Annotated in this window: 11 protein-coding genes and 1 pseudogene; 4 read left to right on the top strand and 8 right to left on the bottom strand. The window is 71.6% G+C overall.

What is annotated here, in order from left to right; genetic code table 11:
- Positions 1–2: 2 nt before the first annotated feature.
- From AB0L59_RS16575 to AB0L59_RS16600, 6 genes are all read right to left on the bottom strand, one after another.
- A complete protein-coding gene (locus AB0L59_RS16575) occupies positions 3–1001 on the bottom strand; it encodes a serine/threonine protein kinase (RefSeq protein ID WP_365583646.1) in 999 nt (332 codons plus the stop codon).
- Positions 1002–1108: 107 nt separating this feature from the next.
- A complete protein-coding gene (locus AB0L59_RS16580; RefSeq protein WP_365583649.1) occupies positions 1109–1408 on the bottom strand; it encodes a WXG100 family type VII secretion target in 300 nt (99 codons plus the stop codon).
- 77 nt (positions 1409–1485) lie between these two features.
- A complete protein-coding gene (locus AB0L59_RS16585) occupies positions 1486–1836 on the bottom strand; it encodes a WXG100 family type VII secretion target (protein WP_365583652.1) in 351 nt (116 codons plus the stop codon).
- A 143-nt stretch (positions 1837–1979) separates the two neighbouring features.
- A complete protein-coding gene (locus AB0L59_RS16590; RefSeq protein WP_365583656.1) occupies positions 1980–3203 on the bottom strand; it encodes a S8 family serine peptidase in 1224 nt (407 codons plus the stop codon).
- A 90-nt stretch (positions 3204–3293) separates the two neighbouring features.
- The gene (locus AB0L59_RS16595; protein ID WP_365583659.1) at positions 3294–5099 is read right to left on the bottom strand and encodes a hypothetical protein; all 1806 of its coding nucleotides are present in this window, start codon (positions 5097–5099) and stop codon (positions 3294–3296) included.
- A gap of 2 nt (positions 5100–5101) precedes the next feature.
- Complete coding sequence (locus AB0L59_RS16600; RefSeq protein WP_365583661.1) at positions 5102–5515, bottom strand: hypothetical protein; 414 nt, start codon at positions 5513–5515, stop codon at positions 5102–5104.
- Between the two features lie 466 nt (positions 5516–5981).
- Between AB0L59_RS16600 and AB0L59_RS16605 the strand changes: the two are divergent.
- Positions 5982–6501, top strand: a pseudogene (locus tag AB0L59_RS16605) (hypothetical protein).
- Positions 6502–6705: 204 nt separating this feature from the next.
- Here AB0L59_RS16605 and mycP read toward each other — a convergent pair.
- Together mycP and eccB are read right to left on the bottom strand one after the other, a co-directional pair.
- The gene (gene mycP / locus AB0L59_RS16610) at positions 6706–7983 is read right to left on the bottom strand and encodes a type VII secretion-associated serine protease mycosin (RefSeq protein ID WP_365583664.1); all 1278 of its coding nucleotides are present in this window, start codon (positions 7981–7983) and stop codon (positions 6706–6708) included.
- Between the two features lie 26 nt (positions 7984–8009).
- Positions 8010–9533: a type VII secretion protein EccB gene (gene eccB, locus AB0L59_RS16615; RefSeq protein ID WP_365583667.1), complete on the bottom strand. Its 1524-nt coding sequence runs from the start codon at positions 9531–9533 to the stop codon at positions 8010–8012.
- 206 nt (positions 9534–9739) lie between these two features.
- Between eccB and eccE the strand changes: the two genes are divergently transcribed.
- From eccE to AB0L59_RS16630, 3 genes are all read left to right on the top strand, one after another.
- The gene (gene eccE / locus AB0L59_RS16620; protein WP_365583669.1) at positions 9740–11101 is read left to right on the top strand and encodes a type VII secretion protein EccE; all 1362 of its coding nucleotides are present in this window, start codon (positions 9740–9742) and stop codon (positions 11099–11101) included.
- Entirely contained in the window at positions 11101–11883 is a 783-nt protein-coding gene (locus AB0L59_RS16625) for a hypothetical protein (RefSeq protein ID WP_365583672.1), read from the top strand. The genes eccE and AB0L59_RS16625 overlap by 1 nt, the downstream gene beginning before the upstream one ends.
- A gap of 358 nt (positions 11884–12241) precedes the next feature.
- Positions 12242–15304, top strand: a complete 3063-nt coding sequence (locus AB0L59_RS16630; RefSeq protein WP_365583675.1) for an SCO5717 family growth-regulating ATPase — start codon at positions 12242–12244, stop codon at positions 15302–15304.
- Positions 15305–15314: the final 10 nt, after the last annotated feature.

Genomic DNA, 15314 nt, shown 5'->3' on the forward strand with positions numbered 1-15314 from the left:
GGTCAACGGCTGGGATGGGGTACGGGGGCTGGGGACGGCGCTCCGCCGGGCGGCCAGGACGCGGGCACCGGTGCCTGCGTCGGCGCCGGCAACCGCACCTCCGCGGCCAGGACGGATGCCGACTGGTGGACGATGGCGGCGATGAGCCGGGCGGGAAGCCAACCCGGGCCCAGGAACGCCTCGGCGCGCGACGGTGGAGCGAAACCCGCCGGAGTGTCCGGTTGGGAACCGCCCGTCAACTCGCCGATGAAATCGGAGAGTTGTGGACGATGCGCCGGGTCGCGGGACAGGCACCGCGAGACCAGCGAGCGCAGAGCGGGCGGCAGTTCCTCCCGCTCCGGCGTCGTGTACCCGGTGGCGGCGTAGGCGAGCGTCGCGCCCAGCGCGTACACGTCGCCCAGCGGGCGGGGCAGCCCACCCGCGGCCTGCTCGGGCGGCAGGCTGCCCGGATCGAGACCGGCTGCCTCCTGCCGTGTGGCACCGTCAGGCGCGGCGGCCCGTACCGCCCCGAAACAGGTGAGCCGGGGCCCGTCGGCGGCGATCAGCACGGCGGACGGGCAGAGCCCCGCGTGGGTCAGGTTCTGCCCGTGCATGACGGCGAGGTTCTCGGCCAGCGCGATGGCGAGCGCACTGACCGTCCGCTCGGGAAGCGGGCCGCCGTGGAGGGCGACGGCGATGGGCAGCGGCAGCGCGGGCACGTAGGGGCACGCGTGCCACGGCCGCTCGCCGGGTGGGGCGAGTTCGGCGGCCGGGAGGACCCAGGAGCCGAGGAGGTAGCGGGATGCGTCGGCTTCGGACATGAACCGCTGTGCGTCGACCGTTGCCAGGGGTGCGCTGAGCAGTACGGTGCGGTCGCCGTCGGCGCTGCGGGCGATGAAGCGGTGCTCAGGGACCGGCGTCTGCTTCGAGATGCCGGTGTCGAGCCGGGTGACGACCGTGTACGGGCCGAACTGCCGGGTACCTCGGGTACTCGGGCCGGGCCCTGACGCGTGCGTACTCACTCTTCGTCCCTCTGGCTCGACATCTCAGTCTTTGCAGCTCGGCACAACAGCAGGGTGGGCGCCTCCCGCGCGCGCCCACCCTGGAGTTGCTTTATGCGAGCCGTTTTCTACTGGAAGTAGCCGGCCGCCTTCTTGTCGCCTTCCATGTACGTACCGCCGGACTGGGCGACGACATGGCCGATGCCCTGCAGGGCCTGGTGGATGTCGTTCGCTTCCTTGTCCCAGCGCTGCAGCTTCTCGTGGAAGGTGCCCTGGGCCTGGCCCTCCCAGTACTGCTGGCTGCTCACGACCATGCGGCGCAGCTCCGCCAGGTCCTGCTCGAGCTGGCTCGCCTGGTTACCGATGTTGGTCGCCGCGTGGTCGAGCCCGTCATAAGTGACTGACAGCCCCTCAGCGTTGTTGGCCATGCCTGTTTACCTCGTCTCGCTGGTGTGTAGCTGGTGGGTGTGCCGGTCGCCCGGCCGTTGTCTGCGTCTCGCTCGACTCAGTAGGAGCTCAGGGCGGACGGCGGGATCGAGGAGGCGCCGTCCTGGACGTCGATCTTGTTGACGGCCGCGCGCACCTCGTCTTCCTTGCTGTCCTTGATGTTGCGCGTCGTGGTCATGGCCTCGATGACGTCGCCCAGGATGTTGCCGATGTTGCGCAGCGACTCGTTGATCTCCAGCTGCTTGCGGTCGAACGCGGCGCGGCCGATGCCCTGCCACTGCCCCTCGAGGCCGTCGATGACGCCCTGCAGCGCGTGCACGCGCTTCTGGATGTTCTCGTACTTCTCGACCATCTGCTTCTCCAGATGGACTACTGCGGCATCTTCGAGCTTCTGCTTTCCGCCGGCCATGATCGGCCCTGCCTTTCGTGTGTCCGTTGTTGATCTGATGGGGTCGGCTCACCGTTGGGGCTTGGTGCTCCCAGCGGTGAGCACGCGGTGCCTGCCCTGCCCGAACTGCACAGGGGCCTTGCGGCGGTTGACGGCTTGGGATGTCACCTGGCGCGTCGTGCCCGCGCGAGGGCCAGGGCAGCAGCGCCGATCACGACGACCGCGCCGACGGCACCCAACACGATCCAAGTGGTGTTGCTGTTGCTGCCACTCGACGCCGCGCTCGATCCTGCTGCCGAGGTTGCGCCGGTGGAACCCTTCTCCGGGGCTTGTGACGAGGCTGATGCAGACGGAGAAGAAGAGGCTTTGGGGGCCACGGGGGCCACGCTTGCCCACTCGTGCCCGTCCTGTTTCTGGAGCGGATCGACATCGGCGGGGCCGGCGTCGTAGTTCTTGTCCGCCAGGACCACGCGGGGACGGATGACCCCGTAACCGAGGTACTTGCTCGGTTTGTCCTTCGGCCAGGTGCGTCCGGCGGTGTCGAGGAGGGCCCGCTCGACCTGATACACGGTCCAGTCGGGGTGCGCGGACCAGATCAGAGCGGCAGCGGCTGAGGTGAGCGCGGTGGCCGGACTCGTACCCTGGCGGTCGTCGCAATAGCGGACGGTGCCGCCGTCGCAGTAGCCCGGATATCCCTCGCCGGGAGCTGCCAGGTCGGCATAGCCTCCACTCGAGGAAAAGCTCGACACCTTGAGGGACTTGCCGACAGACGCGACGCCGAGGACGTAGGGATACGAGGCGGGATAGTCGGCCTGTTTGTTCTTGCCGTAATTGCCGACACCCGCAATCAGCAGCTTGCCCTTCGAGAGCGCGTATTTGACCGCAGCCTCGTCCTCCGCGCCGCTCATCCCGATGAACGAGAAATTGATGATCTTTACATCAGTGTCGGCAGCGGCCCTCAGTGCCTGCGCCGGCTCCGGAGTCCTGGCCTCTTCCGTCGCCCCTTTGATGCCCTGGAGCTTGACGCGGTAGGGAACGATCTTCGCGCCTGGCGCCAACCCCTTCAGTCCCCCGCCTGCGCCGGTACCTGCGATCAGTTCGGCCATGCTCGTACCGTGGCCCGAGTAGTCGTCCGTCGCGTGGTAGGCCACCGCCTTGGGGACCTCGTCGGTCAGGACCTGCCCCTTGAGTGACGGTGTGTTCGCGTTCACCCCGGAGTCGATGACCGCGATCTTTACGCCCTTCCCCGTGCTCACCTTCCACATCTGTTCGGCTTGCATGGGGCCCAGGTACCACTGCTTGGACTGTTCGTCGGACGCGGCGGCACCTGGGGCCAAACCGACGGTCACGACGGTCAGGGCGCCGACAACCGCGCCCACCGCGCGCACTCGTCCTCCGCGGCGCGCCCTGCGGACCTCAGCCTGGTCGGCTCGTCGGCTGGTCCCTGACTTCATGGCGTTGACTGTCCTCGCTTGCGTTCAGTTGGTGACCGGCGGCACATCGCGCCGGGGCTTGTTCGGCAGGTGTGTCTCTTCGTCCTCGACCAGGTAGTCGGGACGCGGAGCCCCCTCCGTCTTCCGCTCGTCGCCGGACTTCCCCTTGTGGCCGGCGCCGCGCGTGAGGCCGGCCCCACCACGGGTCATGCCGTTGCGTTCCGCTCCTGCCTCGGAGTTGCGCGCGGCCGGCCTGCCCGTGACCGCCTCGCCCGACCCGGCGCCGGCACGGGAACCGGTGATACCCGAACCCGGCCGCGCCGAGGACTCGGGCGCGCCGAAGACACCGCGCTGTCCCAGCCGGCCGTTCGTGGGCCGGGAGTTGGCCTCTTCCTCGCCACCGATGACCGTGCCCCTGGGGATCCTCGACCCGTTCTTCGCCGACGGATTCGTGGTGGACGGCCGTCCCCCGACGACTCCGTTGGACCGGGCGGCGCCGGTGGCCGGCCCGCTGCCCGTGCGGGATGCGGCCGCGCCGCCGGGGCGCGGTGTGCCGCCCGTGACCGCCCGGCCCATCGGCGAGGACGACCTCGGTCCGGGGCCGGAGCCCTTGACGGCGGACTGGCCCGTCGAGGTGGCGCGGCCCACCTGGTCCATTGGTCCTCGCCCCGTGGCGCGCCCCGAGCCCGGGTTGGACAGACCGGAAGTACCTGCGCGCCCCTGCGCTGACGGCGGGGTACGGAAACCGCCGGCACCGCTCAGGCCCCGGCCGGACGTTGCATTGGGCAGCGGGAACCCGCCACCGCCGTCGAACACGTTGGGCTGGCTGCCACCTGTGGGCGGGGTGCCGGTGACCGGCGGAATGTGGCTGGGCCCGGGAGGGGTGGTCGTGGGGGGCGGCAACGTGCCGGTGGTGTCGATGTGCGTGCCCACCGGCAGGTCCGGGTGCCCGGCTCGGTCCGTGACGTGTTTTGCGGGTGCCGGCGTGTCACTCGCGTGTGGCGGCGTGTCGCTCGTGCCGCTCACATCCACATGACGCACCGGCTGCACCGTCGCATGATGCCCTCCGACCGCGCTCGAGCCCGCGCCTTGGTAACCGCGCGAAGCGGAGCCCTGCGGAGCCGGATCGGCGTAAATGGAGGGCCTGGGAACCCCCACGTTCGGAAGGCCGCCGAAGTCAGGCGCGTTCTTGTGCAAGTCCTGCAGAGACTGGTTCGACACCGCGTAATACGACGCCAACCGGTTCATCTGGTTGATCGCCTCTTGGCGGTGCTTCTCCACCTTTACGGCAGTGGCGTACCCGTCCTTGTCCGCCGCCTTCTCGGCCGCCGTCCAATGTTTGGGCTGCTTCCGGTCGGCAACCGCGTCACGGGGCGGCATGGCCTTACTCACGGACGCCAGTCCCTCGGCGGCGGCGGTGATCGAGTCGCCGGCTCCGCCCGCGAAGTCGGCCAGTCCCTGTGCGTGCTTGACGAGGTTTCCGCCCCACGTGCGGAAGTCGTGGCCGGCCTCGCCGACCCAGGGGACCGTGTCGAACTTGCCCTTGAGCGTTTCGGCAGCCGCCTTGATGGCGTCGCGCGCGTCCCAGAGAGCCCGACCGGAGGACTCCAGGTCCTCCGGGTCCGTCTGCTCGACCAGGTCGATCATCGCGTTGAGGGGATAGTCGTCGAACTCCGTGCGCTGGACCATGGCCTGCCCGTACGGAGTGGCCTTGGCCATAGAGCGAAGGATCTCGACGGGATTGAGAAAGAGGCCACCGGTGCTGGGTTGATCCCCAAGGCCCCGGGCAAGGTCGGTGAAGCTGTTCTCCGCGGAGACCCGATCCATGTCCGCCTTGTGCTTGTCGGTCATGCTCACAGCTCTCCCTTCTCCCCGCCGCCGGTGTTCTCGCCACCCTGTGAATTGAGGTGGTGAATCTCCGACTTGATCTCGTAGAACCGGCGACGCTGCTCTTCCTCGAGGTCGTCGAAGGTGCCCTTCGCCCCCTCGACGGCGATACCGATCGCCTCGATCTGCAGATGCAGGGTCCTGGAAAGGTCCGTGAGTGCCTGGTGGACCGCGTTGAACGTCCCGTACAGGGCGTCGGCCTCGTGGAAGGCCGCGGACCCGCTCCTGAGCGACGTGTGCCGGATCGACTGGTCCCCGACCCGCGCCGGATTGCCCGCCGACTTCTCAAGATCCCGCAGAACGCCGTCCACCGTCTTGACGAACTGCCTCAGGGCGTCACCGCTGACCTTGAGGTTCGGCTCCGACCCGCCCCCGCTCATGTTCCTCCCCGTTTCCCGGTACATCATCGGCCCCGACCGAGGCGAGACCGATCGACCGCTCGCCGTACGATCGCAAAGCGAGCCGCGGCGCACAGCACTTGACCACTCTAGTCAACGTGTTCAACGCGGCCAACCGGCATATGTGTTGACTCGGTTACGAGGCCGAACGACGCGCCGCGCTATGCCCGATTTACTGGCGTATGGCCGGGCGGAGTACAGGGCACCGGCCGTACCCACTTGAGGTCGGCCGACCCATCCTGACCGCGGCCGGCCCGAGCGTGCCGCACCGTTTCGATCTTTGCAGGACTTCCACACGAAACCGGCCGGTGACGATCGCCGGCGCACTTGGGCCCCGTGACGGTCACCGTGTCCTCCGTCACGAAAAGCCAGGCCGACTTCGGCGTCGAGGCCGACGGCAAGGCGTCGCCGGCCGCGAACCGGCCAACTCCCCTCGTAGGCCGGCCTCATGGGACTCTTCGACAGGCTGACCGGCACCCGGCATCCAACGGACGGCGTTGCACCGGTCCCCCGCGAGGAGCTGCGGGCGGCGCTGCTCGGCCTCAATCAGCCCGATGTTCCGTACGTCGTCCGGTACGGCGGCGGGGAGCGGTGCGACCTGTTGGCCGAGTGGCGCCTGCCGGAACCCGCCCGGCAGCACGTCTTCGCCGAGTCCCAGATCGGTCACGCCGTGCGGATCCGGATGCGGCCGGTCCAGCAGGACCGCGAAGTGCGCGCGCTCCGAGGAGCAGTGGGAGGTCAAGCGGGCCGGATCTCCGACGAGGCTTCAGATGACGTCCGAGCACACACGCGGGCCGAGCCGGACGGTCAGCCGCCCGTGGACGATCGGACGGGGAGAGAGCGGTCGGGTCGAGGCGACGCAGACCTTCCGGTTCGACGGCGCCGAGCTGCGCAACCGTCTGCGGGACGCCGTCCTCGAGTCGGGCTGGGGCTGGGGCTGGCGGGGAGTGGTCTTCGGCACGCTGTGACGCACCGGCTCGTCGCCCTTCGACCGGCTGCGCTGGCTGTGCTGCGCCGGATCGACGTGCAGAAGCCGATGCCGGCCGTGGTCACGAGGACGATGCGTGCGGCGACGAAGGCGGCGCCGGGCAGGTCGGCCGCCGAGGGGTTGACGTTCTCGCACCGGGCGCGCACCCGGCCCGCCTCCAGCCCATCACGCTTCGTCAGAGCGCTCACCCGCCCGCGCTCAGCCTCCCGCGCCGTCGTCGGGCGTCCCGGACCGCCACTGCCGTGCCGCTCAGGCCCGCCACCACGACCAGGCCGCCCACGACCACGTAGGTCGCCATGCGGCTGTCCCGTTCCTGCGCCGTCTCGCCGAAGTGCAGGGGCGTGACCGACGGGGCCTCGGCCCGGGACACACCGCCCTCGGGTTCGGGGGACTCGACGGGGTGCTCGGGATCCACGTCCGTCAGCGCCTTCACCGGGTCGACCACGCCCCAGCCCACGAGCCGGTCATGGCCCGGGATCGAGCGCTCCGCGGTCTGCTCGATCTGGGCGACGACCTCCTGGGCCGTCCACTTGGGGTACTTGGCCTTCAACAGGGCTGCCACGCCCGCCACATAGGGGGCCGAGAAGCTGGTGCCGTTGTCCGAGCAGTGGCCGCCGCCGGGAACGGTGGAGATCATGTCGACACCGGGTGCGGCGACGCCCACGGTGTCCTGCGACTGGGAGAACGGCGCCCGTTCGTTGTTCCGGTCGGACGCCGCCACGGCCAGGACGCCCGGGTACGACGCCGGGTAGGTCAACTTGACGTTGCCACCCAGGCCGTCGTTGCCGGCGGAGGCCACGACCACGACCCCCTGGCGCAGGGCGTAGTCGACGGCCGACTGCAGCATCGGCCCGCCTGTGACCGCGTTGGCCGTGTCCTGGGAGATGTTGATGACGTCCGCGCCCTTGGCGACCGCGTCGCGAATCGCCTGCGCCAGCGTGTTCGCCGTACCGTCGCCGTCGGCGTCGTTCTGCTTGATCGGGATGATCGTCGCTTCGGGGGCCAGGCCGACGAAGCCCGTTCCCTTCATCGGGCGGGCGGCGATGATGCCCGCCACGCGCGTGCCGTGGCCGACCGTGTCCGTGGTGCCCGACTTGTTGCCGCGGTCTATCGCCTCGCCCTGGGAGTTCTTGGGCGGCAGCAGGTTCTCGCCCTTCGAGGCGTCCACGGCCTTGGTGAGCTGCGGGTTCTTGACGTCGACGCCGGTGTCGATCACGGCCACCCGGACGCCCTTGCCCTTCGACAGCGCCCACAGCTCGTCCAGGTTGACGCGTTGCAGCGCCCACGGCCTGCCCGCGTAGTTCTTCGACGGGAACGTGCACTGGCCGTCGTCCGCCCGGGCCGGCGCGGCGGGGAGGGCGAGCACCGCGGTCGTCGCGGTGAGGACCACCGTGGCGGTCAGTGCGGCCGCTCTGACCGCGGCGCCCGAGGTCCTGGCCGCCGGCGTCCTTGCCTTCAGCATGATTCCGTTCTCCTCCCGCCCCGTCGCTACGAGCCCTGCGGCTGCCGCGCGGCCGCCTCCGACAGACGCGGGCCCGTCGGCAGGATCGTCGACCACTCCATGGGGATGGGCGTGGGGTTCACCTTCTCGTAGCCGAGTCGGGTCTGGGCGATCTTGGCTTCCTGCAGCTCCTCCTTGCGCTGCTCGGCGGAGGTGCCGATGCCCTCGTTGTTGCTGTCGCTGTCGCTGTTGGACTGCAGGGCGTAGCGCAGGCCCGTGTCGGTGACCAGGAAGACGCCGCCGACCGTGGTCTCCGTGCCCTGGAACTGCCGGTAGAGCTGGCCGGAGCCGGGTGTGACGTACCCGCTGGAGGAGCCCGTGGGCAGCTGGGCCGGGAAGTCCTGGCCCGCCCAGGTCGACAGGGTGGTCCGGCCCTGGGCGCCGACGGAGCGCAGGACGTTGCAGACCGTGTTGCGGCCGCCGGTGGCGCTGGAGCCCTCGTTCACCGCGTTCGGCTTGTACGCGGGCCAGTTCTTGCTGCCTTCGAACGTGGCGGCCTCGGCCACCGCCGCGGGGCTGACCTTCTGCGCCTCGCCGGCCTGGCCGACGATCACCAGCTTGCCGCTGTTGAGCAGCAGGGTGGCCGTGAACTCGGAGATGCGGGCCACCTTGCCCGGCAGGACGACGTAGTACCGCATGGTCCGGCCGTCGAGCGCCTTGAGCACCTCGCCGACCTTGTCGTACTGGCCCAGCAGGCTGCCGGCGCCGGCCTTCGCGCCGGGCGTGCCCTGGATCGTCGGGATGGAGATCGCGTCGCCCTTGTGCAGGGTGTCGAGCCAGTCCTGGGAGACGCGCTGCGGGGCGCTGCCCTGGGTGTCGAGGGCCTTGAGCAGTTCCTTGTCGTTCGGGTCGGCGATCCGGTACGCCGTGCCGTGCGCGTCGACGACGTACTGGGTCTTGCCGTCCGGGGCGACGACGTACATCAGGTCGCCGCCGGTGAGCTTGTCCGGCCCCTCCGTCCTGGGCCATTCCTTCTTCGCGAGGACGAAGGCCGCCTTCTGGATGGCCCGGCCGCCGGCACCCGGGCGTTCGCAGACCGCCCAGCGCTTGGCGGCCGAGGCCTCGTCCGGGGAGGGCAGACGGTCGGGGGCGTACGGGATGCCGATGGTGACGCCGTGCGGGGGCTTTCCGCTGTCCAGGGTCTTCTCGTCGACGGTGATGACGCTGTCGTTCTCGGGGCTCAGCAGGAGCTTGGCGGAGGCCATGTTGAGGACGGGGTGCAGCTGCGTCTGCCTGCCCGTCTTCAGCACGACGTACCGCGTGGTCGACTCGCTCGCGACGATGACGTGCTTCTCCGGGTCGTCCCAGCCCTTGGGCGCCGTGGGACGGAACATGCCGATGGCGCCGAAGACCGCGAGGATCACGACGCCGACGACGAGCCCGGGCACGAGTGCGCCCAGCGGCTTGGGGGCGCCCTCCTCCGAGCCGGTGCGCGAAGGCTGCAGGAATGCTGCGAGCGTGCGGCGCTTCGCGAAGGTGTAGGCGTTGAGTTCGTCCCGCCGTGATGCCATCTGTGTCCGCTCTCTCCCCGTTGCGGAGCCGTGGGGGACCTGTGAAGATCCGTCCCCCGCCCTCGTTGCGTCTGGTGACTCGACTGTCAGACCCGCCCCCTACTATGCCTGTTGCGTGGACGTGCTGGTGGCACGGGTAGGGTGCTCAGGGCTTGAAGGGACCGGACCTCAAAGGGTTTCCGGGTGAGTTCGGGGGTTTTGGAGTGATGGCTTCCGCAACGCGGACCCGGTCGCGATCGCAATCGGGACCACGATCTGGTCGGGCACGCCGGTCGAGCGCCCGCGGCTCCACTTCCTCCGGGCCCGCCGCCCAGCAGGCGCCGACGACCTACCACGGCGCTTTCGCTCCGCACCTGGAGTCCCGCTCGGGGCGCGGCGGTTCGTTCGCGCTGCAGCGGCTGGTGCTGCTGGAGATCGCGGCCGCGTTCGCGTTGTGCGGGTGGCTGGTGGGGACGATGGCGCTGATCGCGGCCGTGCCGGTGGCCGCGTTGTTCGTGGTGCTCGCCGTCGTACGACGGCGCGGGCGCTCCCTGCCGGAATGGCTCAGCACCCTGCTGGCGCTGCGGGCCCGACAGCGGCGTGCCGCGAACACCCCGGTGCCGCCGGGCACGGACTCGGGTCTCGCGCCCGCCGTGGAGTGCGACCCGGCCCTGCGCACGTACAGCTACAGCCGCGGCGACGACCGCGACCAGCGGCCGATCGGCATGGTGGGTGACGGCGGTTTCCTGACCGCGGTGCTCCAGGTGGAGTCGGACGCCGACGCGCTGCGCGCGGAGCGCAGTCGCAGACCGCTGCCGCTGGCGCTGGTCCGCGACGGCCTCGAAGTCGACGGTATCCGGCTGGAGTCGGCGCAGATCGTGGTGCACACCCAGCCCGCGCCGGCGCTGCACCTGCCCCAGCAGTCGGTCGTGGTCAGCAACTACGCGCCGCTGCAGGCCCAGACGGGCTCCCCCGCGGTGCGCATCACGTGGATCGCGCTGAAGCTCGACCCCGAGCTGTGCCCGGAGGCGGTGACCGCCCGTGGGGGCGGCCTGCCGGGCGCGCAGAAGTGCCTGACCCGCGCGGCCGAGCATCTGTCGAGCCGGCTGACCGGCGCCGGGTTCCGGGCGAGCGTGCTCACCGAGGAGGAGCTGACGGCCGCGATCGCCACCTCCGCGTGCGCCAACCCGATGGTGACGGCCCAGGCCGGGCGGGGTGAGGCGCCGCAACGCCGCACCGAGGAGTCCAGCCGCAGCTGGCGCTGCGACAACCGCCGGCACACCACTTACTGGGTTCGCCGCTGGCCCCAACTGGGCGGCTCGGGCGGCTCGTTGGCCCAGTTGGTGGCACAGCTGACCGAGGTGCCCGCGCTGGCGACGACCTTCAGCCTGACGCTGGCCAAGGGCACTCAGCAGGATGTGGCCATCACCGGTCATCTGCGCATCACCGGCCGCAGCAACCAGGAGCTGACCGACGCACGGCGCGATCTGGAGCAGGCGGCGCGGCAGGCGCGGACCGGGCTCGCGCGCCTGGACCGTGAACAACTCCCCGGCGTTCTGGCCACCCTTCCGCTTGGAGGTGCCCGCTGATGGCCGTGTCGACCTCACCCGCCTCGTCCGGTGCGACCGCCGCGTCCGGCTCGACCGTGTCGGCGGCGGGCCTCAAGGGGCGGCTGCGCACCGGCTTCGGCCTGCTCGGTCCCCGGCATCCCCGGCACACACTGCCCGTGGAGCAGGCCGACGCGCTGTCCCTGCCCCTGGGCGACGACGGCGTGGTGGTCGGCGACAACGCCGAGGGCCAGCCCGCCGTGCTCGGGGTGAACCGCCCGACGCCGTACGACATCGTGCTCATCGGCGGCCTGTGGACCGCTCAGGTCATCGCCCTGCGCGCGGCGGCGACGGGCGCGCGGGTGGCCGTGGAGACGGGCCGGCCGCAGGCATGGATGCCGATGGTGCACGCCATGGGTGGCGGTCAGAACGGCCTCGCGGTGTACGACGTCGGCCGCGTGCCCCCGCAGGGTGCCTCGGCCGGTACGCCCGTGCTGGTGGTGCGGGACTGCGGCATGCGGCCGCCGCGCGGACGCGTGGTGTCGGCGCCGTGGCAGTCCGTGCTGACGTTGCTGCCGTATCTGAGCCCGGTCGCGCCGCGGTTGATGCGTCAGGCGCGTCTGGTGGGCGTGCAGCGGGTGTCGCCGGACGAGGCGGCGGAGATCGGTCGGGTGATGGGGCTGCCGCGTCCCGAACTGGAGACACTGCCCACGCTTCCGGACGGTGTGACGCTGTGGTGCACGGAGCGGGACCGGCAGTATGTGGTGACGCGCGCGACGGACGCCGAGACCGGACTGCTGGGCGTGGCACGCCGCATGGACTGACCCACGTCCAACTCGGCTGGTTTTCCCGCCCCCTGGTGGGTTCTCGCCCGAAATCGCCCACTGTCCACGGCTGATTCCGACGCGTCTTCGTCACGTTTTGGTGTACGTACGTGTGCGGCGCCACGGTCTCGGGCCCGGTGTGACGCGTCGGACGGGCATGAAGGGGCGGCCGGGCCTGACAGCCGCGTCGCTTTGGTGATTAGGCTGGGGTCGGGCACGTCGCGAGTCCCCGCGAGCGGGTGGTGCGCGCTCCGCGACGCAGGGGTCCGGTGACCCAAGGGGGAAGCCCGGCGAATCGTACGACAGGAACGGTCGCCCCCAAGCACGGCATGAGGGTGTTCGACCACCAGGAGGAACTGTGAACAGCGATCGGGACGGGATCCGCGGGGGCTGGGACACACCCGACGACGACCAGACCGACGCGGAGTCCGCCATCGAGATGACGGGCGAGTTCACCATCGACTACGCCCCGCCCGCCTGGTACACGCAGAACGCGTCGGGCGCGTCCGGTGCGTCTTCGTCGGCCCCGGCGCCCCCTCCGCCCCCGCCGCACGGCGCGCCCTATGTCGCGCCCGCGCCGCCCGTACCGCCTGGGCCGCCCGTCGGGAATCCCGTCCCGATGCCGCGGTTGCCGGAGGGCTTCGAGCCGCAGGCGGCACAGTACGCCCAGCAGCCGCAGCCCGCCCCGCCCGTAGAGCCGCAGCCCGCCCCGCCGGTACAGCCGCAGCCCGCCCAGCCGGAGGCCCCGGCCGCCGCGGTCGAGCCGGAGACGAGCAACGGGGACCTGGAGAGCGGGGCCACCATGCGGTTCTCCGCCGTGGCCCTCAAGCGCGAGATGGCCGAGATCGCCGAGCGAGCGGCGGCAGACGCTCAGCAGGTCGGGTCCGGTGACGAGGGCTCCCCGGAGGCCGCCGGTACGGCTTCGGGCACGGCTGCGGCCGGCGCGGAGGCCGCGGTCTCCGCAGGCGCCGAGGGCGCTCCGTCCGAGGAGGCCGCGCCGGAAGGCGCCGCCGACGGTGCCGAGGGCGCCGAGGGCGCCGAGGAGCAGCCGGGCGAGAAGCCCGGGGGCGAGGTCGCCGAGAACGCCACCGAGGGGGATGCGGCCGACGACCGGCTCGCTGAGGCCTCTGGGGCCGGCGGAGACGAGGACCAGGGCAAGGGCAGGGCCCAGGCCGACGCCCAGGCCGTGGACGCGGCCGCCACCCGGGAGGGTTCCGCCGACCACGCCGCTACAGGTGTCACCGAGTCCACCGACACCGGGCCGCAGGTCACCGCGGCCGCGAACCCCGCCGCCCAGGACGGCGCCACCCAGGCAGCCACCCCCCAGCACGGCACGTCTCAGCCGGGCACGCCCCAGCACGGCGTCCAGTCCGACGGCAGCCAGCAGAGCGTCGCGCCTCAGACCGCCGCGCCCCAGGCCGCCGTTCCGCCCGCTCCCGCCCAGGACGCCCAGCCGGGCTGGACGCCTCCGCCCGCGCCGCAGAGCGGGGTGGTGCCCCCGCTGCCGCCTTCCTACCAGCCGGCGGCGCCCGCTCCGGCGGCCCAGTGGCCCGGGCAGCCGCCCGCACCACCGCACCCCGGCCCGATGCCGGGTCAGCCGCAGCCGGCCGCCGCGCAGGGGCCCGGTGGCATGCCCGGACAGCAGCCGCCGTTCCAGCCGCAGGCCCCGCAGCCCGCGCCCGCCGCCTGGAACCGGGGGAACCAGGCCAACCAGCCGGGCGTCCCCGCCACACCGCACCCCGGCGGGCCGCACCCGGCCGGACAGGCGGCGGGACCGGGACCGCAGCCGAACCCGGCGGGACCGGGCGTGCCCGGCGGTTACGGATTCCCGCCGCCATCGCCACAGCAGGCGAACGCCAACGCTCCCACGCCACCCACCGGTTACGGCTTCCCCCCGCCGGGCACCCCCGACGCCCCGCCCCAGCCGAGCGGTTACGGCTTCCCGCAGCCGCCCGCGCAGCAGCCGAACCCCAACTCCCCCATGCCACCCGCCGGTTACGGCTTTCCCCCGCCCGGCTCCCCCCACGCCCAGCCCCAGCCCGGCGGTTACGGATTCCCGCCGCCGCCGCAGAGCCCGCAGGGTGCGCCGGCGGCCGAAGGTGCGCAGGGCCCGCAGGCCCCGGTGGATCCGCGTTCCGGTGCCGCCTGGCCGCAGCCCATCCAGCACGACCAGCGACAGCCGACCAACCCCGGTGCGGCGCCGCTCGGTTACACCGCCGCCGTGGAGCTGTCCGCGGACCGGCTGCTCAACAACAAGAAGCAGAAGGCGAAGAGCGGGCGGCCCACCGCCGCCTCGAGTCGCTTCAAGATCGGCGGCAAGAGGGAGGAGGCGGAGCGGCAGCGCAAGCTGGACCTGATCCGCACGCCGGTGCTGTCCTGCTACCGGATCGCGGTGATCAGCCTCAAGGGCGGCGTCGGCAAGACGACCACGACCACCGCGCTCGGCTCCACCCTCGCCACCGAGCGGCAGGACAAGATCCTCGCGATCGATGCCAACCCCGACGCAGGCACGCTCGGCCGACGGGTGCGCCGCGAGACCGGGGCGACCATCCGCGACCTCGTCCAGGCGATCCCGTACCTGAACTCCTACATGGACATCCGGCGGTTCACCTCGCAGGCGCCGTCCGGTCTGGAGATCATCGCCAACGACGTCGACCCGGCCGTCTCGACCACGTTCAACGACGAGGACTACCGCCGGGCGATCGACGTGCTCGGCCGGCAGTACCCGGTCATCCTGACCGACTCCGGCACGGGCCTGCTGTACAGCGCCATGCGCGGTGTGCTGGACCTCGCCGACCAGCTGATCATCATCTCCACGCCGTCCGTGGACGGCGCGAGCAGCGCCAGTACGACGCTGGACTGGCTGTCCGCGCACGGGTACGCCGACCTGGTCTCCCGGTCGCTCACCGTGATCTCCGGCGTCCGCGAGACCGGCAAGATGATCAAGGTCGAGGACATCGTGGCGCACTTCCAGACGCGGACCCGCGGGGTCGTGGTCGTGCCCTTCGACGAGCATCTGGCCGCCGGTGCCGAGGTCGACCTGGACATGATGCGGCCGAAGACGCGCGAGGCGTACTTCAACCTCGCCGCGCTGATCGCCGAGGACTTCGTGCGCCACCAGCAGTCGCACGGGCTGTGGACCAGCGACGGCAACCCGCCTCCGGTGGCGGCCCCGCCGATGCCCGGTCAGCCCATGCCCGGCCAGCCCATGCCCGGCCAGCCCTACCCGCCGCACGTCCCGAACCAGCCCTACCCGCCCCAGCAGCACCAGCCGTATCCACAGGCCCCCGGCCGGCCCCCGGCGCATGGGGCACAGCAGCCGCAGCCGCAGCCGCAGCCACAGCAGCCCGGTCCGCCGTACGGCTACCCGCAGCCCCCGCAGGGGCAGCAGCCGCCGCAGGCCCCGCCGCCGCAGCAGTAACCGGGAGGGC

The organism is Streptomyces sp. NPDC052109 (assembly GCF_040680195.1).
GTDB lineage: Bacteria > Actinomycetota > Actinomycetes > Streptomycetales > Streptomycetaceae > Streptomyces.

Bases quoted from the DNA above. Each gene is read 5' to 3' on its own strand.
- AB0L59_RS16580 (WP_365583649.1), bottom strand. From the start codon at position 1,408: ATGGCCAACAACGCTGAGGGGCTGTCAGTCACTTATGACGGGCTCGAC.
- AB0L59_RS16585 (WP_365583652.1), bottom strand. From the start codon at position 1,836: ATGGCCGGCGGAAAGCAGAAGCTCGAAGATGCCGCAGTAGTCCATCTG.
- AB0L59_RS16595 (WP_365583659.1), bottom strand. From the start codon at position 5,099: ATGACCGACAAGCACAAGGCGGACATGGATCGGGTCTCCGCGGAGAAC.
- AB0L59_RS16600 (WP_365583661.1), bottom strand. From the start codon at position 5,515: ATGAGCGGGGGCGGGTCGGAGCCGAACCTCAAGGTCAGCGGTGACGCC.
- mycP (WP_365583664.1), bottom strand. From the start codon at position 7,983: ATGCTGAAGGCAAGGACGCCGGCGGCCAGGACCTCGGGCGCCGCGGTC.
- eccB (WP_365583667.1), bottom strand. From the start codon at position 9,533: ATGGCATCACGGCGGGACGAACTCAACGCCTACACCTTCGCGAAGCGC.
- eccE (WP_365583669.1), top strand. From the start codon at position 9,740: ATGGCTTCCGCAACGCGGACCCGGTCGCGATCGCAATCGGGACCACGA.
- AB0L59_RS16625 (WP_365583672.1), top strand. From the start codon at position 11,101: ATGGCCGTGTCGACCTCACCCGCCTCGTCCGGTGCGACCGCCGCGTCC.